Origin of the sequence: Herbiconiux sp. (genome assembly GCF_023264855.1) — a bacterium.
GTDB lineage: Bacteria > Actinomycetota > Actinomycetes > Actinomycetales > Microbacteriaceae > Herbiconiux.
Genome location: NZ_JAHFUW010000019.1, coordinates 45552 through 65820, shown reverse-complemented (window position 1 = coordinate 65820; position 20269 = coordinate 45552). Strand labels below are relative to the sequence as shown.

Annotated in this window: 19 protein-coding genes and 1 tRNA gene; 12 read left to right on the top strand and 8 right to left on the bottom strand. The window is 69.7% G+C overall.

The features are described 5' to 3' along the window. The coding region (locus Q0D75_RS09865) for a response regulator (protein ID WP_291052563.1) at nt 1–370 on the bottom strand (370 nt) is incomplete at its 3' end. Between the two features lie 94 nt (nt 371–464). On the opposite strand from Q0D75_RS09865, the gene Q0D75_RS09860 reads away from it, so the two are divergent. After that, a complete protein-coding gene (locus Q0D75_RS09860; protein WP_291052561.1) occupies nt 465–1349 on the top strand; it encodes a universal stress protein in 885 nt (294 codons plus the stop codon). Then, on the top strand, nt 1346–2905 hold the full coding sequence (locus Q0D75_RS09855) for an APC family permease (RefSeq protein ID WP_291052559.1): 1560 nt from the start codon (nt 1346–1348) through the stop codon (nt 2903–2905). The genes Q0D75_RS09860 and Q0D75_RS09855 overlap by 4 nt, the downstream gene beginning before the upstream one ends. Nucleotides 2906–2971: 66 nt before the next feature. Here Q0D75_RS09855 and Q0D75_RS09850 read toward each other — a convergent pair whose 3' ends face one another. The 3 genes from Q0D75_RS09850 to Q0D75_RS09840 are packed head-to-tail and all read right to left on the bottom strand — an operon-like array spanning nt 2972 to nt 6984. Further along, nucleotides 2972–4615 carry a DNA repair helicase XPB gene (locus Q0D75_RS09850; RefSeq protein ID WP_291052556.1) on the bottom strand — a complete coding sequence of 548 codons (1644 nt, stop codon included), beginning with the start codon at nt 4613–4615 and terminating at the stop codon, nt 2972–2974. A gap of 27 nt (nt 4616–4642) precedes the next feature. Then, nucleotides 4643–6724, bottom strand: a complete 2082-nt coding sequence (locus tag Q0D75_RS09845) for a helicase-associated domain-containing protein (RefSeq protein WP_291052554.1) — start codon at nt 6722–6724, stop codon at nt 4643–4645. Next, complete coding sequence (locus Q0D75_RS09840) at nt 6721–6984, bottom strand: hypothetical protein (protein ID WP_291052551.1); 264 nt, start codon at nt 6982–6984, stop codon at nt 6721–6723. Before Q0D75_RS09840 ends, Q0D75_RS09845 begins: the two co-directional genes overlap by 4 nt. An 80-nt stretch (nt 6985–7064) precedes the next feature. Between Q0D75_RS09840 and Q0D75_RS09835 the strand changes: the two genes are divergently transcribed. Then, on the top strand, nt 7065–7445 hold the full coding sequence (locus Q0D75_RS09835) for a cold shock domain-containing protein (protein ID WP_291052548.1): 381 nt from the start codon (nt 7065–7067) through the stop codon (nt 7443–7445). After that, a complete protein-coding gene (locus tag Q0D75_RS09830) occupies nt 7445–8236 on the top strand; it encodes a DUF3027 domain-containing protein (protein WP_291052544.1) in 792 nt (263 codons plus the stop codon). The genes Q0D75_RS09835 and Q0D75_RS09830 overlap by 1 nt, the downstream gene beginning before the upstream one ends. Before the next feature lie 95 nt (nt 8237–8331). On the opposite strand, the gene serC is transcribed toward Q0D75_RS09830, so the two are convergent. After that, nucleotides 8332–9450, bottom strand: coding sequence for a phosphoserine transaminase (serC, locus tag Q0D75_RS09825; RefSeq protein WP_291052541.1), 1119 nt, complete (start codon nt 9448–9450; stop codon nt 8332–8334). A gap of 90 nt (nt 9451–9540) precedes the next feature. Here serC and Q0D75_RS09820 point away from each other — a divergent pair, with 90 nt between their 5' ends. The 5 genes from Q0D75_RS09820 (at nt 9541) to Q0D75_RS09800 (ending at nt 12965) form a co-directional block, all read left to right on the top strand. Then, nucleotides 9541–10233, top strand: coding sequence for a metal-dependent transcriptional regulator (locus Q0D75_RS09820; RefSeq protein ID WP_291052538.1), 693 nt, complete (start codon nt 9541–9543; stop codon nt 10231–10233). A gap of 447 nt (nt 10234–10680) precedes the next feature. Beyond that, entirely contained in the window at nt 10681–11439 is a 759-nt protein-coding gene (locus Q0D75_RS09815; protein WP_291052535.1) for an NlpC/P60 family protein, read from the top strand. 338 nt (nt 11440–11777) lie between these two features. Next, nucleotides 11778–12278, top strand: coding sequence for an HNH endonuclease (locus Q0D75_RS09810; RefSeq protein WP_291052531.1), 501 nt, complete (start codon nt 11778–11780; stop codon nt 12276–12278). Between the two features lie 48 nt (nt 12279–12326). Beyond that, nucleotides 12327–12398 (top strand) — tRNA-Arg (locus Q0D75_RS09805). 330 nt (nt 12399–12728) lie between these two features. Continuing rightward, nucleotides 12729–12965: a hypothetical protein gene (locus Q0D75_RS09800; protein WP_291052528.1), complete on the top strand. Its 237-nt coding sequence runs from the start codon at nt 12729–12731 to the stop codon at nt 12963–12965. A 12-nt stretch (nt 12966–12977) separates the two neighbouring features. Here Q0D75_RS09800 and Q0D75_RS09795 read toward each other — a convergent pair whose 3' ends face one another. Beyond that, nucleotides 12978–14186 carry an FAD-dependent oxidoreductase gene (locus Q0D75_RS09795; protein ID WP_291052525.1) on the bottom strand — a complete coding sequence of 403 codons (1209 nt, stop codon included), beginning with the start codon at nt 14184–14186 and terminating at the stop codon, nt 12978–12980. Nucleotides 14187–14368: 182 nt separating this feature from the next. Between Q0D75_RS09795 and Q0D75_RS09790 the strand changes: the two genes are divergently transcribed. Then, nucleotides 14369–14653, top strand: a complete 285-nt coding sequence (locus Q0D75_RS09790; RefSeq protein ID WP_291052523.1) for a GNAT family N-acetyltransferase — start codon at nt 14369–14371, stop codon at nt 14651–14653. A gap of 96 nt (nt 14654–14749) precedes the next feature. On the opposite strand, the gene Q0D75_RS09785 is transcribed toward Q0D75_RS09790, so the two are convergent. Together Q0D75_RS09785 and Q0D75_RS09780 are read right to left on the bottom strand one after the other, a co-directional pair. Then, entirely contained in the window at nt 14750–15193 is a 444-nt protein-coding gene (locus Q0D75_RS09785) for a nitroreductase/quinone reductase family protein (protein WP_291052520.1), read from the bottom strand. A 33-nt stretch (nt 15194–15226) separates the two neighbouring features. Further along, nucleotides 15227–16267 carry a right-handed parallel beta-helix repeat-containing protein gene (locus tag Q0D75_RS09780; RefSeq protein WP_291052517.1) on the bottom strand — a complete coding sequence of 347 codons (1041 nt, stop codon included), beginning with the start codon at nt 16265–16267 and terminating at the stop codon, nt 15227–15229. A 184-nt stretch (nt 16268–16451) separates the two neighbouring features. Between Q0D75_RS09780 and Q0D75_RS09775 the strand changes: the two genes are divergently transcribed. Next, complete coding sequence (locus Q0D75_RS09775) at nt 16452–17774, top strand: glycosyltransferase (RefSeq protein WP_291052514.1); 1323 nt, start codon at nt 16452–16454, stop codon at nt 17772–17774. Further along, nucleotides 17774–20152, top strand: a complete 2379-nt coding sequence (locus Q0D75_RS09770) for a right-handed parallel beta-helix repeat-containing protein (protein ID WP_291052512.1) — start codon at nt 17774–17776, stop codon at nt 20150–20152. The genes Q0D75_RS09775 and Q0D75_RS09770 overlap by 1 nt, the downstream gene beginning before the upstream one ends. Nucleotides 20153–20269 lie beyond the last annotated feature (117 nt).

Here is a 20269-nt window from a genome sequence, read left to right as displayed (position 1 = left end):
GCATGGTGCGGCGGAGGATGGCCTTGATGCGCGCCACGATCTCGTCGAGGCTGAACGGCTTGGTGACGTAGTCGTCGCCGCCGACGGTGAGGCCGGTGATCTTGTCCTCGGTGTCGTCCTTCGCCGTGAGGAAGAGGATCGGCGCGGTGTAGCCCGCGGCCCGTAGTCGCTTGGTGACGCCGAAGCCGTTCATGTCGGGCAGCATCACGTCGAGGATGATCAGGTCGGGCTCTTCTTCGAGCACCGCCGAGATGGTCTGGGCGCCATTGCTGACAGCACGCACCGCGAAGCCCGCGAAACGCAGGCTCGTGGTGAGGAGGTCGCGGATGTTCGGTTCGTCGTCGACGATCAGGATGCGTGGGCCGGTCATGAGACAAGTATCTGCGGGTTCGCTGTGCGAAGCCTGGGAGCATCTCGGATGTGTCAGGTGGCGATTCCTGACGATTCTCCGACAGTATGTCTGGATGAGATACGTCGTCGGCTATACGGACACTTCTTCGGGGCGGGACGCCCTCGCGCTCGCGGTGCGGCTCGCCCGTACGACAGGGGCCCGGCTCGACCTCGTGCTGGTGCTGGCGAACGAAGCCCGGCCGACGCTCGTGCCGGCCGATCCGGGGTACGAGAAGTTCTTGCGGGAGACGGCCGAGGGCTGGCTGGCCCAAGCCGTCGCGGCCGTGCCGGCCGACCTCCAGGCGACCCCGCACGTCGTGTACGCCGAGTCACCGTCCGACGGGCTGCTGGAGGCCGTCGAGACGCTGAAGGCCGAGCTCGTGGTGATCGGGGCGGCACGCGGCGGCATCCTGGGCCGCTTCTCCCTCGGCAGCGACGCGAACGCGCTGCTGCACTCGGCGACCGTGCCGGTGGCCCTCGCCCCCGACCGCAGCGGCGAGCCGGGAACGGATGCGCCGATCAGCCGTGTCACCTGCGCCATCGGCACCCGGCCCGGCGCCGACGAGCTGCTGGCCGCCGCGATCGGCGCGACGCGCCGCGGTGGGGTTCCGCTCCGGCTGGTGTCGCTGGTCGCGCTCGACCGTCCCGCCGACCCGGCGCATCCGGATGCCGTCGCCCGCGCCGAAGCACACGCCGCCTCGGTGCTCGAAGAGGCTCTCTCCCACCTGCCCGCCGACATCGCGGTCACCTCGGAGGTGGCATCCGGTCACCGCATCGAAGACGCGGTCACCACGCTCGAGTGGGACCCGGCCGAGATCGTGCTGATCGGCTCGAGCCGACTGGCCCAGCCCAAGCACCTGTTCCTCGGATCGACCGCCGCGAAGATGCTGCGCGAACTGCCCGTACCGATGGTGGTCGTTCCGCGCGACTCCTCGTTCACGATCGGAGACCTGTCATGACCGCCCGCGACACCACGAACCCGCCGACCGCGGCCACCGCCGCCCTGTCGAAGAAGGGCCTCGGCGCCGGCACCGTCGGTCTCGTCGGCGCCATCGTCATCGGCATCTCGTGCATCGCCCCGGCCTACACCCTCACCGGCGCGCTCGGCCCCACCGTGGCCGAGGTCGGCACGCACGTGCCCGCCATCTTCCTGGTCGGCTTCATCCCGATGCTGCTCGTGGCCTTCGGCTACCGCGAGCTGAACAGCCGGATGCCCGACTCGGGCACCTCGTTCACCTGGGCCACCCGGGCGTTCGGCCCCTGGATCGGCTGGATGGCCGGCTGGGGACTGATCGCCGCCACCATCGTGGTGCTGTCGAACCTCGCCGGAATCGCGGTGGACTTCTTCTACCTGATGCTGTCGCAGATCTTCCAGAACCCGTCGATCGCCGAGCTCACCACGAACCCGTTCATCAACGTGATCACCTGTCTGGCGTTCATGCTCGGCGCCACCCTCATCTCCTACCGCGACATGCAGACCACACAGAAGCTGCAGTACGTGCTGGTGGGCTTCCAGCTGCTCGTGATGGTGTTCTTCGGCATCGTGGCGTTCATCCATGTGGGGGCGGGCGACGCCTTCGACGCGCTGCCGATCTCGCTGGACTGGTTCAACCCCTTCGCCGTCGGCTCGTTCAGCGCCTTCGCGGCCGGGCTCTCGCTCTCCATCTTCATCTTCTGGGGCTGGGACGTGACCCTCACGATGAGCGAGGAGACCAAGGGATCGGCCTCCACCCCCGGCCGGGCGGCCACGGCCACCGTCGTCATCATCGTGGTGCTCTACCTCTTCCTCTCGGTGGCGCTGATCAACTACGCGGGCACCGGCACGGGGGAGTTCGGCCTCGGCAACGAGGAGATCCAGGGCAACGTGTTCTTCTCGCTGGCCGGCCCCATCCTCGGGCCGCTGGCCATCCTGGTGTCGATCGCGGTGCTGTCGTCATCGGCGGCGTCGCTGCAGTCGACGTTCGTGTCGCCCGCCCGCACCCTGCTGGCCATGGGCCACTACGGGGCGCTGTCGCCCAAGTTCTCGAAGGTGCATCCGAAGTTCTTCACGCCGGGCTACGCCACGATCGTGTCGAGCATCGTGGCCTCGGTGTTCTACACCGTGATGCGGTTCATCTCGGAGGACGTGCTGTGGGACACCATCACCACGCTCGGCATGCTGATCTGCTTCTACTACGGGCTGACGGCGTTCGCGTGCGTGTGGTATTTCCGCAAGCAGTGGTTCTCGAGCGCGCGCAACTTCTTCTTCCAGTTCTTCTCGCCGCTGGTGGGCGGGCTGATCCTGGGCGTCCTGTTCTTCACGACCATCATCGAGAGCGCGAACCCCGACTACGGCAGCGGCTCGAACATCGGCGGCGTGGGGCTGGTGTTCATCCTCGGCATGACGATCATCGTGCTGGGCATCGTGATCATGCTCGTGCAGTCGCGCCTGCGCCCCGACTTCTTCAAGAACCGCACTCTGGCCCGAGGCATCGCCGGCGACTCCAACGAGGCCGAAGCCGCCCTCCCCGAGTGAAATAAAGCTGCAAATAGCGATGACCGACCCCATATAGGGCGTCGGTCATCGCTATTTGCAGCCTTTTTATGCGATGGCGAGGGTTTCTGCGTCGACGATCTCATAGCTGTAGCCCTGCTCGGCCAGGAAGCGCTGGCGGTTCTGGGCGAAGTCCTGGTCGACGGTGTCGCGGGCCACCAGGGTGTAGAAGCTGGCAGAGAGGCGGGACTCCTTGGGGCGCAGGAGGCGGCCGAGGCGCTGCGCCTCCTCCTGGCGTGAGCCGAACGATCCGGAGACCTGGATGGCCACGCTCGCCTCGGGCAGGTCGATCGAGAAGTTGGCGACCTTGCTCACCACGAGGATCGTCTGCTCGCCCTGGCGGAACGCCTCGAACAGCCGCTCGCGCTCGGCGACGGGCGTCGCTCCCGTGACCTGCGGAGCGCCGAGCGCGCGGGAGAGCTCGTCGAGCTGCTCGAGGTACTGCCCGATCACCAGGATGCGCTCGCCCCGATGGTGCTCGATCAAGCGGCGCGTGGCCTCGAGCTTGGCGGGAGCGGTGGCGGCGAGGCGGTAGCGCTCGTCGTCGGCGGCCGCGGCGTAGGTCATCCGCTCGTCGTAGGGCAGGTCGACCCGTACCTCGAAGCAGTTCGCGGGGGCGATGTACCCCTGCGCCTCGATCTCCTTCCAAGGGGCGTCGAAGCGCTTCGGGCCGATCAGGCTGAACACGTCGCTCTCGCGGCCGTCTTCGCGCACCAGCGTGGCTGTGAGGCCCAACCGCCGCCGCGCCTGCAGGTCGGCGGTGAGCTTGAACACCGGCGCCGGCAGAAGGTGCACCTCGTCGTAGACCACGAGTCCCCAGTCGAGTGCGTCGAGCAGTTCGAGGTGCGCGTAGACCCCGCCGCGCTTGGCGGTGAGGATCTGGTAGGTCGCGATCGTGACCGGCTTGACCTCCTTCACCAGACCCGAGTACTCGCCGATCTCGTCGTCGGTGAGACTCGTGCGCTTCAGCAGCTCGGAGCGCCACTGCCGGGCCGAGACCGTGTTGGTGACGAGGATGAGCGTGTTCGTCTTCACCGCGGCCATCGCGGCGGCGCCCACCAGCGTCTTGCCCGCACCACAGGGCAGCACCACCACGCCCGACCCGTGAGAGGTGAACTCGTCCACAGCCTGCTGCTGGTAGCCCCGCAGCTGCCAGCCGGATTCGTCGAGCTCGATCGCGTGCGGGGTGCCCGGCGTGAAGCCGGCCAGGTCGTCGGCCGGCCAGCCGAGCTTGATCAGCTCCTGCTTCAGCTGCCCGCGGGCCCAGGGCTCGATGCTGAACGAGCCGTCCTCGTGCCGCTCGGTGAGCAGAGGAGCCACCTTCTTGGCGCGACTGATCTCGGTCAGCACCGCCGCATCCGTCGACCGCAGCTGCAAGGGGCCGTCGCCCACACGCTCGATCACGAGCTTGCCGTAGCGGCCGATGGTCTCGACGATCTCCAGGCTCACCGATTGCGGCACCGCGAACTTGGAGTAGCGCTCGAGCGTCTCGACGATCTCCTCGGCCCCGTGACCGGCCGCGCGGGCGTTCCAGAGGCCCAGCCGGGTGATGCGGTAGGTGTGCACGTGCTCGGGCGCACGCTCCAGCTCGGCGAAAACGGCGAGCTCGTGGCGGGCGGATTCGGCCTGCGGATGCGCGACCTCGAGCAGAACGGTGCGGTCGCTTTGAACGATGAGTGGGCCGTCGGGCATAGCAGCCGAGTCTACGTCGACCCGCTCTCAGGCGGTCGTGACCGACAGGATGTTCGCCACGGGCACCGTGCGCTCGACACCGGCGCGCACGTCGACGCAGCGCAGCCGGCCGTTGGCGAAGCTGAGCGGCGTGACCTCCAGCCTGGTCGCGGTGCCGTCGGGCAGGCTCACCTCGATGATCACCGGGGTGCGGGCGCGCACCGCCTTGCCGAGTTCGCGGCCCACCCAGGCCGCTTCGTCGTCGCCGGCCTCGACGGACACCTGGCGGAGCCGGGCCACCAGCTCGACGACGGCCGGAGTGATCGGCGGGTCGTCGGAGGGTGCCGGTGGCGCCTCGCGGCGATCCAGGATGCGCGCGCGGCGCAGCATCCGCGGTTCTCCGGCGGCATCGACGGCGAGCACGGGGTAGCCGGCGTCGAGCAGCAGCCAGTAGGAGGCGACCGAGTCGGCGCGGCTTATCAGCCCTCCCGGCTCGTCGCGCCGGAGGCCGAGGGCGGCGAGGGACTGGTCGACGGCCAGCGCGGCGAGCAGGGTGGCGTCGGCGCTGCGGATGCGGGTGCCGGTGCCCGATCCGACGCCCGATCCGGAGCCCGGTGCCGGTGCCGGTGCCGATGTCGATGTCGATGTCGACGTCGATTCCTGGGCCTGGGCCGATGCCTCGACTCGCGCCGGGCCGACGCGCACCAGGCCGTGGCGGCGGCCGCCCTCGGTGAGCAGGTAGTCGAGGGCCTGGGGGATGCCGGTGAGACTGATGCCGCCGAGGAATTCGCGCAGGCTCGCTTCGCTCTCGGCCGAGGCGAGTGCGCGATCGACGCTCTGCCGGGAGACCCGGTAGCTCGATGCGACGCCGCGGTTCTCGAGATCGGCGAGCGAGCGGATGCGCGCATCGACCGGCGGCGCCAAGGGGCCGGGAGCGATGATCGTCAGGTCGTCTTGGAGGTAGACGCGGTCGACCTCGGCGGGCAGGGCGGCCGCGAGCTCCGGGAGGACGGCCGCGCCGGCCAAGGCGGGCCAGGTGGACTCGTCGGCCGGAGCGGGTGGGGCGACGTCGTCGGCCAGGTCGGGCCAGGTGGACTCGTCGGCCAGGTCCGGCCCGGTGGACAGGTCGGCCAGGTCGTCCGGGTCGGGCTGGGTGATCTCGCCGGCCGGCTGGGCCGGGTCGGCGGGCTCGGACGGCGTGGCCGGATCCGCGGAGCCAGGGCGCCGTGCCGGGTCGAGGGCGGCCGAGGCACGCAGCAGATCGGCGCCGAACACGGTCGGAGCGCCGTCGATCGTGAGGCCCAGCGCCGCGGCGACGGCGTCGACCGGAGGCAGAGCGTCGAGCAGGGCGGCGTCGGCGGCCGGATAGAGCCGGCTGAACGCGTGGCGCAGGCTCTCGCCGGACAGCCAGGAATTCCCGGCTGCGGAGGCGAGGGTTCGGCGCACAGGTGTCGGGAGCGATCGCAGCCAGGCCGTGGCGATCGCGAACCAGCGGGCGGCGGGGGAGAGCTCGCCCCAGGCCTCGGCGAGCGTGGTGGAGAAGACGGCGTCGGCGTCGATCTGCACCAGGCCGGCCGCTCGGGCGACCTCGAGCAGGGGCTGGATGACGGCCGGGTCGAGGCCGAGCACCGCGGCGAAGCGCTTCTCGTCGGAGGCGGAGAGACCGCCGTGCGCCCGGATCTTCGCCGGGGTGAGCCGCAGCTGGTGGCCCATCTCGGCCACGGCGGAGACCGCGGTGAATGCTCGCTCGCCCGCGACAGCGGCATCGGCCGGGATGATCGGCGGGGTGCCGGAGGCCGGGTCGTCCAGCGGACGGGCCTCGAGGGCGTCAGCCGCCTGCTCGCGCACACCCAGCGGGACACCGGCATCCGGAACGAGCAGGCCGAGCCGGGTCAGCATCCGTTCGCTCGCGGCATCCGGGAACGAGCCGTTCGAGGCCAGCGCCTCGAGCGTGGGCCGGTCGATCGTGCGCAGGGCGGCCCGCACCGACGCGGGGCTCAGCAGCAGGTCCGCCAGGTCGAAGAAGTCGCGCGCATCGCGCGGTGTGACCTGCCGCGAGGACAGCAGGGCGCAGAGCGCGTCGTCGTCGAGGGCGCTGAGCCGGCGGGCGAGCGTGAGCGATTCGCTCATCGACTCCCGCGAGCGTCGCGCAGCCGGCGGCGCATGTTGAGGATGAGCAGCACCAGCATGAGCACGAAGCCGATCGGCAGGCCGATCAGCGGCAGGAAGATGATGACCGGCCAGACGCCCTCGCCGAAGTCGCGCACGCCCACCGCGGTGCCGACGATCAGCGCCAGGAAGGCGAGCACCGAGAGCCCGAGGGTGGCGGCGATCATGAAGGCGAGCGCGCGCTCGATACGGCCGCTGGAGGGGGAGTCTGCTTCGCTCACGTCACCAAGGATACGGGCACCGGTAGGCTGGTCAGTGGCCCGAAGCGGTATTCGGGCCCGATTACACGAGGAGATTCACGATGCCCACCGGCAAGGTCAAGTTCTACGACGACGAGAAGGGCTTCGGCTTCATCAGTTCCGATGACGGTCAAGAAGTGTTCCTGCACGCGTCGGCCCTGCCTGCCGGTACCACGGTGAAGGCCGGCACGAAGCTCGAGTTCGGCATCGCCGACGGCAAGCGCGGCGCCCAGGCGCTCTCGGTGCGGGTGCTCGAAGCCCCGCCGAGCATGGTGAAGCTCTCCCGCAAGCCCGCGGATGACATGGCGGTGATCATCGAAGACCTGGTGAAGGTGCTCGATTCGATCGGCGGAAACCTCAAGCGAGGCCGCTACCCCGACAGCGCGCACAGCCGCAAGATCGCCGCGCTCCTGCGCAAGGTGGCCGACGAGCTGGACGCCTAGTGCCGTCTGACGAGGTCGTGCCCGAGCAGTTCGAGGCGGAGCAGCCGGAGGCCGAGCAGTTCGAGGCGGAGCAGCCGGAGTCCGAGCAGATCGAGGCCGAGCAGATCGAGGCTGAGGAGGCCGAGCCGGTGCGCGAGCCGCTGACCGATGAGGTGCTGCTGGGCTCCGTGGAGTTCGCTCGCGCGGCGTTGCTGGAGATCACCCCCTCGGTGAACATCGGGCCGATCGTGGGGTCGTCGGCGGCTGAAGACCACGTGCTGAGCCTGTTCTTCGAGTCGAAGCTGCCCGGCTACCCCGGATGGCACTGGACCGTGACCCTCGCACGCATCGACGAGGACTCCGAGCCCTCGGTGCTCGAGGTGGAGATGCTGCCGGGCGAGAACGCGTTGATCGCGCCGGACTGGCTGCCCTGGTCGGAGCGTCTGGCCGAGTATCAGCTCGCCCAGGAGCTGGCCGCCGCCACGGCGTCCGCCGAGGGCGACGACGATGACCACGACGACGACGATGACGACCACGACGACGAGGAGCACGACGACGAGGACGACCTCGACGACGACACCGGTCTCGACCTCGACGACGGCATCGACATCGACGACCACGTCACCGACGACGACGAGCTCGAAGAGGCCGCCGCGGAAGACGACTCCGACGACGACGACGAGTCCGACGACGATGAGTCGGATGACGATGAGTCCGACGATGACGAAGAAACGGACCAGGACGACGAGGACTTCTACGCCGACGGCACGGACGACGACCCGCACGCCGAGGACTACTCCGCCGGTCGCTGACCCCTGGGGTACTCCAAACGAAACGCCCACCACCTCCGTCTAGGAGGCCGGTGGGCGTTTCGTTTGGAGGATTCCGGCCGATCGCGGCCGACGGGCTAGGAAGCCAGGTTCTCGACCACGTACTCGATCGACGAGATCAGCTGGCGCACATCCGAGGGCTCGATCGCCACGAAGGTGGCCACGCGCAGCTGATTGCGGCCGAGCTTGCGGTAGGGCTCGGTGTCGACGATGCCGTTGGCGCGCAGCGTCTTGGCCACGGCTGCGGCGTCGATGCTGTCGTCGAAGTCGATCGTGACCACGACCTGCGAGCGGTGATCCGGGTTCGACACGAACGGCGTCGCATACGACACGCCTTCGGCCCAGTCGTAGAGCGCCGAGGAGGACTCGGTGGTGCGGGCGGAGGCCCAGGGCAGGCCGCCGTTCTCGTTGATCCAGGAGATCTGGTTGTCGAGCAGCACCAGCGTCGAGATGGCGGGCGTGTTCAGCGTCTGGTTCAGGCGCGAGTTGTCGACGGCGTTCTTGAGGCTCAGGAACTCGGGGATGTAGCGGTCGGAGGCCGCGATCGACTCGACGCGCTCGAGGGCGGCGGGGGAGAACAGGCCGAACCAGAGGCCGCCGTCGGAGGCGAAGTTCTTCTGCGGGGCGAAGTAGTACACGTCGGCCTCGGCGGTGTCGAAGTCGATGCCGCCCGCTGCGCTCGTGGCATCCACGACGGTCAGCGCGCCGGCGTCGCCGTGCACCCGCTTCACCGGGGCCATCACGCCGGTGCTCGTCTCGTTGTGCGGCCAGGCGTAGACATCGACGCCCTCGAGTACCTCGATCTCGCCGCGCGATCCGCCGTCGCTCTTCACCACGTGCGGTTTCTCGAGCCAGGGAGCCCCGGCGGCGGCGGCGAACTTGGAGCCGAACTCGCCGAACGACAGGTTCTCGGCCCGCTTCTGGATGAGGCCGAACGCGGCCGCATCCCAGAACGCCGTGGAGCCGCCGTTGCCGAGCACGACCTCGTAGCCCTCGGGGAGGGAGAAGAGAGAGGAGAGGCCGTCGCGCACCGAGCCGACCAGGTTCTTCACGGGGGCCTGGCGGTGGCTCGTGCCGAGCAGCGAGGCTCCCCGGGTGACGAGGTCTTCGAGCTGACCCGGGCGGACCTTCGAGGGTCCGCAGCCGAATCGGCCGTCCACGGGGAGTCTGTCGGTGGGAATCTGGATCTCGGCCATGATGACCATAGTATCGACGCGCGAGCGCCCGACCGGCACGCCGAAACAGTAGGCTGGTTAGGTACGCCTCACAAGGCCTAGGAGTATGCAGTGGCAGATTTGATCGATACGACCGAGATGTATCTCCGCACGATCCTCGAGCTCGAGGAGGAGAACATCAACCCTCTGCGTGCCCGCATCTCAGAGCGCCTCGGTCACTCGGGCCCCACCGTCTCGCAGACCGTCGGACGGATGGAGCGCGACGGTCTGGTGGTCGTCTCGGTCGATCGGCATCTCGAACTCACCGAGGCCGGCCGCAAGAAGGCCATCTCGGTGATGCGCAAGCACCGCCTCGCGGAGCGGCTGCTCAGCGACGTCATCGGCCTCGAGTGGGAGCTGGTGCACGAGGAGGCCTGCCGCTGGGAGCACGTGATGAGCGAGCAGGTGGAGCTGCGCATCCTGGACATGCTCGATCACCCTACGGAGTCGCCCTACGGCAACCCGATCCCGGGCCTGGATGCCTTCGGCGACGACGCCGCGGTGCCGTTCACGCGCGGCGTGGTGAACATCGTCACGCTCGTCCACGGCGCCGTGGGCAAGCAGACCAAGACCATCCGCCGCCTCGGCGAGCCCGCTCAGGTCGATCCCGAACTCCTGCTGCAGCTGAAGCAGGCCGGCGTGGTGCCGGGCAACAGTGCCGCGTTCTCGGCCGTCGGCTCCTACGTTCTAGTCGAGGTCGAAGGTTTCGACGGCGGGCTCGAACTGCCCAATGAGGTCGCGAGCCACATATTCGTAGGGATCTGAGCCCTTCCCCTTCGCCTTGCGTTACCGAATTGTTAAAAAGGGTCGGTTTCGAGGTGACAAAGGCGAGGGCCTCACGTATCCTCGAACGAGTCCACCGCCCGCCTAACGGGGGTGGATCCGGGCCAAGACACCTCGTTTCCCGTCTCTTGGACACCGAAAACACACGCCCTTAACGTGTGGACGGGAGCAGTGCCCTAGCTGCGCGAGGTGCCGGAGGATTGCATTTTGGCCCCATATGGAGAGTCGCCCGAAGCCGGGCGAAACCCCGAAGACCCGAACACACCCGAGACACTTCCCACCGCAGCATCCGCTCAACCGGGCAGTCGTCGCGAGCGTCGTGAACTCGAATCGCGTGCTGCCGGCGCGGCTTCGGCGGCTGCCGGTTCCGCAATGGTGGTGCGCCCCGTGGTCGCGCCTCCCGCCGCGAAGCCGACGACGGCTGTCGCTGTGGCCGAGCCCCGCAAGGTGGGCCCGAGCATCCGCCTGCCTCGTTTGAAGAAGCCCACCAAGAAGGGCGCCGTCAGCGTTGTCGTGATGACCTTCGCCGCGGCCCTGATCGCCACCATGGCCCTCCCGGCCTACGCCTTCGGCGGCGGCGGCAACTTCGACAACGGTGTGGCGACGGATGCGGCGCTCAGCGGCAACCAGACCTTGGTGGTTCCGGATGCGTCGGCCGCGCTGGCCGTGAGCCGCGACAACTACGTGGCCCCCACGACCGAGCAGCTCGCCGCGACCCGTGAGGCCGCTGCCGCGGCCGTGCGCGCCACCGAGGCCGCTGCGGCGGCCGAGGCGGCTGCCGCCACCGCCAAGACCACCGGCGCCTCGAACAACGGCGCGTTCACGGTCAACCCTCCGTCGGGCTCCTACAGCGGAGCGGCGCTCGTCGCCTTCGCCGAGCAGTTCGTCGGCGTGGTGCCCTACGGCAGCGGTGCGAGCCCCGACACCAGCTTCGGTTGCGACGGCCTCACCCAGTACGTGTTCGGCGCCTTCGGCATCTACCTTCCGCGCACGGTGAGCAACCAGGCGGCCATGGGCATCCCGATCGCTCCGGAAGACGCGCAGGCCGGCGACCTCATGATCTACCCGATCGGCCACGTGGGCATCTACGCCGGCGACGGCACGATGATCGACTCGCCCGACTGGGGCCGCTTCGTCGAGCACCGCCCGGTGTGGGGGAGCTACTACTTCGTTCGGATCGTGGCGTAGCCACTCGAGGCGTGTAAACACTTCGTTACCGAGACGCGAAAAGGCGTGCCACAGATATGTGGTACGCCTTTTCTGTCGTACTCTGAAGCTCTGATCGTCCTCGAGATCTGGAGAGCCTGATGTCGCACGGTAGGAGCATCCGCCCCACGGGTCGTCTCCTGCTGCTCGTGCGCAGGCACACGAGTGGACTGAGTCAGGACCGCATATCGGTTCTGCTGAGCAAGGCGCTGTCATTGTGACGGCGCCTTTTTTGTTGTCCGCGCGTCTTCGCGTCCCGATGCCGGCTTGTGAAACATCGAACGCCTGGAAGCCGTCCAGGTCTGTCCGAAAGGGAGAGCATGCGAACACTGGTCCTCAACGCAGGATATGAACCGCTCGGAGTCGTCTCGTTCAAGCGGGCGCTCGTGCTGGTGATGAACGAGAAGGCGCGGGTGCTGGCCCGGGATGAAGAGCATCCTGTCTTCGGCACCACGGGCGACGCCTACGATCGCCCGGCGGTCATCCTGCTCACCCGGTACGTGCGGGTGCCGCTGAACCGGATGATGCCGGTGTCGCGCCGGGGCGTGCTGCGCCGCGACAACCAGCGCTGCGGCTACTGCGGCGGATCGGCGACGACGATCGACCACATCCAGCCGCGGTCGCGTGGCGGCCAGGACACCTGGGAGAACCTCGTGGCCTGCTGCCTGCGCTGCAACAACATCAAGAGCGATCGCACGCCCGCCGAGATGGGCTGGTCGCTGCGCACCTCGCCCCGGATGCCGCACCAGGCCGGCTGGAGCATCAAGGGCGCCGAGCGCGCCGAGCCGCAATGGGAGACCTTCCTCGAGGCGGCCGCGTAGCGCGCACCGCGCTGCGCTTGCGGCCGGCCCGCTAAACTGGGCGGGTCAGCCTCTGTAGCTCAATGGAAGAGCGACTCCGTCCTAAGGAGCAGGTTGGGGGTTCGAGTCCCTCCAGGGGCACCGAGGTGTTACCGCGCTCCCGGCGATCTCGTGCCATGATCGGCGCGAGTTCTGTGGGCCGGCGGTTCGGCGTACTGTCGGTGCGTATGGGGGATCAGGTCGGAGTCAACGTGCTGCGGCGCACGAACAAGGATCCCCGGTGAACCGGGGCTCGCGGGTCGCTCTGGGCTGGATCGCGGGGTTGGTGTTCGTTCTCGTGGCCGGGCTGGCTTTGGCGTCGAGGTGGCACCTCTGGGGGTGAGCTGTCTCTCCATCCGTCGTGCGGCTGACCAGGCGAGCTGGGCGGGGTCATGCCAGGACGAGTATGGTTGCTGCCGATTGGGGGATCGGATGGTTGTTCCGCGGGGTGGGTTGAGCTGGAAGGCAGTGGCCTCGATCTCGGTCGGCTTCTTCGTCATGGCGGGGATGAGCGCGGCTCTGATGCTCAGAGACCCGGACGAGGCGGGGTGGCGGTGGCTCCTGCCTTTCGGCTGGGTGTGTCTCGGCATCGCACAAGCGTGGGAGGCTCGGAAGAGGTACAAGGCGCAGAAGCGTGCCGCGGCTGAGGCACAGACCACCGACGAGTAGGGCGGAGGCGGGCTACAGGGGAACGCCTCGGAACTCGGGCTCGCGCAGGGACTGCACTCCCAGGAAGAAGTCGCGGGAGGCCTCGGGGTCTCGCTCGACCCGCTGGTAGAGCTCGAAGGCCTCGTCGATGTCGGCCTGCACGCCGCCGTAGACCAGGTTCTTGAAGCGGGTCGCGGTGGGTGAGGCGTTGTCGAGGAAGGCGGTGCGGCGACGGTCGGCGTAGTCGTCGAGGGCCGCATCGTCGGCCTCTCCGGCGATCACCGCGAGGAGGCGGTCGACCAGCAGTTCCACGTCGAAGACGCCGCTGGTGAGGCCCATCGCCCCGGTGGGGTTGGTGAGGTGCGCGGCATCGCCGGCCAGCAGCACCCGGCCCACGCGATAGCTCTCGGCCGACCGCTGGTGCATGTGGTACGGCGAGAACTGCACCAGTTCGTACTGCTTGTCGCCGGGCAGGAAGGCCTTCATGAAGGCATCGATGCGGTCGGGGATGGCGGCCTCGGGCAGGTCGTCGCTCTCGGCGAAGGTGACGCGCCAGAGGCCCTCCCGGTCGAGCAGGGCCACGATGCAGCCGAGGTCCGCATCCATCACCATGTTCGCCCGGCCGTAGCCGTAGGCCTCGAAATCGAAGCGGATGTTCGTGGCGACGAAGCGGTCGTCCCACGTCAGGCCAGGGAAATCGAGCCCGAGGGCCTTGCGCACGGCGCTGCGACCGCCGTCGGCGCCGATGAGCCAGTCGGCCGCCAGCGTGGCACCGGAATCGAGGGTGACGGTGACGCCGCCGGATGCCCCGTCCTCACCCGGGCCGCCGGCATCCTGACTCACGGCGGCGACGCCGTCGCCCCAGCGCACGGTCGCGTTCGGCAGGCGGGAGAGGTGGTCGAGACAGATCTGGCCGAGCCTGTCCTGCCCGAGGTTGAGGTTGTAGGGGTAGGGCACCACGCCCTCGATGGCGGTCTGGCTGATCTGCACGCTCTCGCCGGTGGAGAGCCGGTGGAAGGTGTTGCCGCGCACGATCACGCCCTCCGCCTCGGCGTCTTCGCGCACCCCGAACTTCTCCAGCACCTCCAGCACACACCAGTGATAGACGGCCGCCCGGGGGGAGTCGTTGAGGCGCGTGTCGCGCTCGAGCACGGTCACCTCGATGCCGTGGCGCGCGAGCGCCAGCGCCGACAGCAGACCGACGGGGCCGGCCCCCACCACGATCACGTGGGCTGAATTCATGTGAACCTCGCTGTTCGAGACATCGCGCCGACCATGCCGTACGGTGATCGGACTGTCTGACAATCAGCTTAGAACGCGCCGGGATCGCCCGCAATGAGGGGTGTGTCTTCTGCCCGGCCGGGGAGGTCGGTTCGCTGGCGCGACGAGGTGCTGGCGGGCTGACGCGGGCGTAGGGTCGGAGCATGGCACGCGAATTCACCCACGACGCGGATGCGCGTCGGTACAGCCTCCGGGTCGACGGCGCTCTCGTGAGTGCGGTCGACTACGTGCAGAACGAGAACGCCATCTCGTTCACGCACACCTTCACCGATCCCAGGCAGCGCGGGCACGGCTACGCGGGCGAGATCGTGGCCTTCGCCGTCGACGACGTGGAGAGCACGACGCCCTACCGGGTCGTGCCGATGTGCTGGTACGTCGGCAAGTGGTTCGACGATCATCCGGAGCGGGCCGGGCTGCTGACGCGCTGATTGGCGCACACGCGCGCGACTTGCTAGGATTCTGCGTGGGGAGGGCTTCGGCCCTCTCCACCAACGTTTAACGGGCGATTCCGTGTCGACGAGCCGTCAGCGGCGGATCAGCTGCACGACCGGGATGACCCGGGAGCCCGCGCGCTCCTGGTAGTCGGCGAAGCCGGGGGCCGCCGAGGTGAACTGCGCCCAGGCCGCATCGCGGGCCGAGCCCTGCAGCGAGACGGCGCGCACCGAGACGGTGTCGACGGCGCCTCCCGGCACGGGTCCGTCTACGGCGGTCGGCACCTCGACGTCGGTCTCCGGATGCGCGAGCAGGTTCGCGTACCAGGCCGGGTTGTCGGGGGCGCCGGCCTTCGACGCGGCGATCAGCCACGATCCGTCGTCTTGCGCCAGGGCCATCAGCGGGCTGATCCGGGCCTGGCCCGACTTGGCACCGATCGAGTGCACGAGGAGCAGGCGCGAGCCGAAGCCGTTCGCCTCGACGTAGCCGCCGTTCGCCCGGAACTGCTCGATGATCATGGTGTTGAAGTCGCTCATGCAGCCGAGGTTAGCGCGCGACGGGAGAGCCTGTCAGCCGGTGCAGCTGATGTTCGTCACGAACGCGGGCTCGGCTGCGCCGTCGACCGTGGCGACGTTGTCGCACGACACCACGTTGCCGGCCGTCCGGGCGTCGCCGGCGAGCTGCACGGCGTAGCCGTCGGCGGCGACCGCGAAGGTGTTGCCGGAGAAGACGTTGGCCGATCCGGAGCCCTCGACGATCACGTGCACCTGGGCGCCGTCGCCGGGCGAAGCCGTGCCGGTGGTGCCGGTGACCTGCCAGCCGGAGCCCTTGACGTCGATCAGCGAGTCGGCCGCCGTGATCGTGGAGCCGTCGAGGGTGTTGCCGGTGAGCTCGCCACCGGTCGTGCCCTCTTTCACGTCGATCGCTTCGGCGGTGGTCGCGGTGATCGTGGCGCCTACGACGCGGTTGCGGTCGCTGGCATCCGGAGCGCACGCGGTGAGATCGCACCAGTTGCCCTCGGCGCTGCCGATGTACACGCCCTCGCCGAAGTCGGGCATGCGGAGGCCGGTGTTCGAGACCGTCAGGCCCGCGAGCAGGTTGTCGCTGCTGCCCGTGCGCAGGTGGATGCCCTCGTCGCCGACCGCGGAGACGGCGAGCCCGGTCAGCTCATTGTGCGAGGAGGCGTCGAGCATCACGCCCTTCTGGCCGCCGGTGACCGAGAAGCCCTCGAGCCTCCAGTTCGACGCGCCGTCGAGGTGCAGGGTGTAGCCGCTGTCGACCGAGCCGCCGTCGAGCACGGCGGCAGCGCCACCGCAGAGGGTGATCGGCGCGTCGGAGGAGCCCTGGGAACGGATCGTGAAGGTGCCCTCGTAGCGTCCGTCGGACAGCACCAGCACGTCTCCCGCGGAGGCCGAGTCGAGGGCGCTCTGCAGGCCGTCGGAGGTGCTCACCGCGGCGCCGGCCGGGCACGAATCCGGCAGGGCCGAGGAGGAGGGGGACTCGAGCGACGGTGCCGAGCATCCGGAGACGGCGAACACCAGGGCGACGGATGCCGCGACGACAGCGAACAGCCTCGCCCCGGGGGCGGTCGATCGCCCGGGCGTCGTCATACCCCCAAGCCTACAAAGCTCCGGCCGCGCCCTGAACGGGGGGTGCGCGGATGCCCCACGGGAGGGGCGGCCGTCTCTATGCTGAAAACGGAATCAGGGCTCACCCGGCCCTGAGCGGTTCCCACCCGCTCCACCCTTCCGCACCGCCCCCGACTCCACTGCTCGAAAGGCAGGCGGCAACCCGATGCCCAGCGACCTTTCGTCGTTCCTCGACGACCTCGGCCGATCCCTCCTCTGGCTGCTGCCCTTCGGCGTGTTCGGGATCGTGTCGTGGAGCTTCTGGCTGGTACGCAAGGTGATCTCGGCATCCACCCGCCCGGTGGTGAACGACTACCGCACCACGACGACCGTGGTCGTGCCCTCCTACCGCGAAGATCCCGAGGTGCTGCTGCGGTGCCTGGAGACCTGGCGGCGGCAGGGCCCCTCGCGCATCGTGATCGTGCTCGACGTGGCCGACACCGAGGCCGAGCGGAAGATCGGCGAGCTGGGGCATCCGGATGTCGACGTGATCATGTTCAAGCACCGGGGGAAGCGCAGCGCACTGGGCGTGGGCATCCGCGCCGCCGACACAGAGCTGGTCATCCTGGTCGACTCCGACACCGCGTGGGAGGACGGGATGCACGACGCCATCCAGATGCCCTTCGTGGATGCCGCCGTGGGAGCCGTGAGCACGCGGCAGAACGTCTACCTGCCGAAGACCAGTGTGTGGCGGCGCGTGGCCGACTGGATCATCGACCAGCGCTACTACGACTACGCGCCGGCGATGGGGCGCTTCGGCGGTGTGATCTGCGCCTCGGGTCGCACGAGCGCGTACCGCCGCGAGATCATCCTGCCGAAGCTGCCCGACCTCGAGCACGAGATCTTCCTCGGCAAGGAGTGCGTGGCGGGCGACGACGGGCGGCTGACCTGGCTGGTGCTCTCGGAGGGGTACCGGGTGACGCACCAGGATTCAGCGCGGGCGCTGTCGATGTTCCCCGAGACGTTCCAGGCGTTCGTGAAGCAGCGGGTGCGCTGGAGCCGCAACTCGTACCGGTGCTATCTGACCGCGATCCGGCGGGGCTGGATCTTCCGGGTGCCGTTCATCTCGCAGATCACGGTGATGCAGATCCTGTTCACGCCGATCAGCATGTTCATCGCCATCGCGTACGTGTTCCACGCGCTGACCGCGCCTTTTCCGCTGCTGGCGTTCGGGGTGGCGCTGCTGTGGGTGCTGGTGGGGCGGGGCATCCGGGGCATCTCGCATCTGTGGCGGCGGCCCGAGGACATCGTGATCCTGCCGCTGGTGGCCGTGATCACCATGCTGGTGGCGCTGCCGATCAAGCTGTTCGCGCTGTTCACCATGAACACGCAGGGGTGGTTGACGCGCTCGGCCGACTCGATCGGCGGCGAGGGGCAGCGGGAGGCGAGCCTGCATGTGGCGTCGGCGTCGGCGTCATCGACGGACTCGGAATCTGACTCGGGCCCGGGCGCGGCGACGGATGCGACGCCCGTGGGGCAGGACGCCTGATGGGCGAGCAGGGCGAGCGGGCTGAACGGGCTGAACGGGCCGGCGGGCTGACGGCGGAGGAGCGCGGCGACACGGTCGGCGGTGGGCGGCGGTGGCTGATCCGTCTCGCGGTGGCCGTGGTGATCGTGGCCGGGCTCGGCGCGACCGTCGCCGTGTCGAACGGAGTGCCCGCGCGGGTGAGCGCGTTCCTCGGCGGGATCGGGTCGGGCATCGGCGGGCTGCTGCCCGACGGGCCCGAGGCCGCTCCGGCAGCCGCTCCGGTCGCGACGGGCGAAGCGGATGCCGTGGTGGCGGCGGGTGCGGATGTGGCGATCCCCACGGCGGCCGTCACGCCCATCTCGGGAGACGATGCCGCCATCCAGGCCGTGCACGCGGCCGAGGCGACGGCGCGGCCCGCCTCGACGCTCGCGCCGTATCCGGTCGACGACGACGAGCTGCACCAGAGCGAACTGGTGCAGGCCAACGACGACCGCTGGGCCCTGCTCGCCCGCGGCGGCGCGCTCGACGCCGGAACGGCCGGCACCGTCGTGGTTCTCGCCGCGAAGCCGGGCGCGTACACGCTCGCCGACCTCGTGTCGCTCGGCGCCGTGACCCGGGTCGACGACCGCACGCTGCTGCTGGGCAAGACCGTGTTCGTGGCCCGCGGAGCCGAACTCGACCTCGACGGTGCCGGCGTGACGCTCCGGATGGCCAGCGGGGCAGGCGGCTTCGCTCCGCTCGTGGTGTGGGGCGGCGTGCTGCACGTGACCGGGGCCGAGGGCGCCCCGATCACCCTCACCTCCTGGGACGAGGCGGCCGGCGCCGCCGACACCGACCTGAGCGACGGGCGCGCCTACATCCGCGTGCACGAGGGCACGGTGGCCACCGATCACGCCGACTTCGCCGACCTCGGTTTCTTCAGCGGGCGCACCGGCGGCTTCGCGCTCACCGGCAGCAGCGTCGTCTCGGCGACCGGCACGATCGCGCACTCCACCTTCTCCGGGCTGCACATCGGCGTCTACCTGGCCGCGGCTCAGGACGTCGCCGTGAGCGACTCCACGATCCGCAACGCGGGCCGGCAGGGCCTCGAGATCGGCGGCGGCACGGTCGGCACCTCGATCACCGGGAGCACGGTGATCGGATCGGGCTCCAGCGGCGTGAACGTGCGCCAGGGCGCGGGCGAGGTGAGCATCGAGGGCTCCACCCTCACCCGCAACAGCGCCTACGGACTGCGCTTCGACGGTTCGCCGCGGGCCGACGGCGAGAACTCCGCCGGGTACCCGGTCGAGAACTCGTGGGGGCTGAGCGTGAAGGACTGCATCCTCTCGGCCAACGCCTCGGGCGGGGCCTGGGTGTCGACGGTCGGCTCCGTGGTGTTCGCCGGCAACGAGATCAGCCAGAAGACGGTCGGCCTCTACCTGCGCGATTCGCAGAGCGAGGTGATCGGCAACACCATCGCGGTCGATCCGGGCGACGGGATCGTCTTCGAGGGGCCGCACACCTCGGCCCGGGCGGAAGGGAACACGCTCACCGGCGGCGGTCCCGCGGCGATCGCCCAGCGCGACGGCGCCGACGACGTGACCGAGGTGTCGAACAGCGACTCGGGCTGGACCGAGCGCTGGGAGGTATTGCTCTGGGTCGAGGCGCATCCGCTCGCCCTGCTCTGGGCGCTGCTGCTGATCATCCCGGTGGTGGGCATCGCGTTCGTGTTCTACCGGGCTCGGCGGCAGCGCCGCATCCGCGACCTGGTGGAGTCGGCCACGATCGCGCTGGCGCAGGCCGAGAAGCAGAATTACGAGCGCGCGCGGGTGGGGGCGGGCGAGGTGGCGAGCGCCGTCGCGGACGTGGACGTGGACGTGGATGCTGACGCGGCGGTGGACGCTGACGTGGCGGTGGATGAGGTCATGGCTGTGGTTCCGGATGCGGCGCCCTCCCGTGCAGCGAGGGTGGCGGCGGTGGAGTCTGCTCCGGCTCCCGCCGTGTCGTCGTCACCGAGGGTGGCGGCCGGTGTGCGGGGGAGACCGGCGTCACCGCCCGCTGCGTCGGCGACCCCATCGGCCCGCGGTTCCGGATCGGCGGCCGGTTCCCCCACTGCACCGCTCGGGCCGCCCCGCGGTGTTCCCCCGAAGCGCGCCCTTCCGGTGCCGGTGGCGCGGGCGGCGGCAGCGGGAGCGGGGGCCGGCACTGCCGCCGTCGATCCGCAGCCTTCCTCGAGCACGGCGTCGTACGGCCGCTTCTCGAGCGTCGAGGAGCTCGCGGTGGCCGCCGTTCTCGACGCGGGCAAGCCGATCGACCGGGTGGCGGGCGCCCTGCGCGTGCCCATCGGCTCGGTGGCGGGCTGGGTCTCGAAGGCGCGCCGCCAGCGCGAGCAGGACGCCCTCCGCGCGCGCGGCGACTGAGCTCCGCTCGGCCGCGCCGCGGACCGCCCCACTACCGCCGGCCCACTACAGATCGCGCCACCGCCCGCCCCGCTACCGGCCGTGCCCCTACCGGGTGCGCGACCTGAGTAGCGTGGG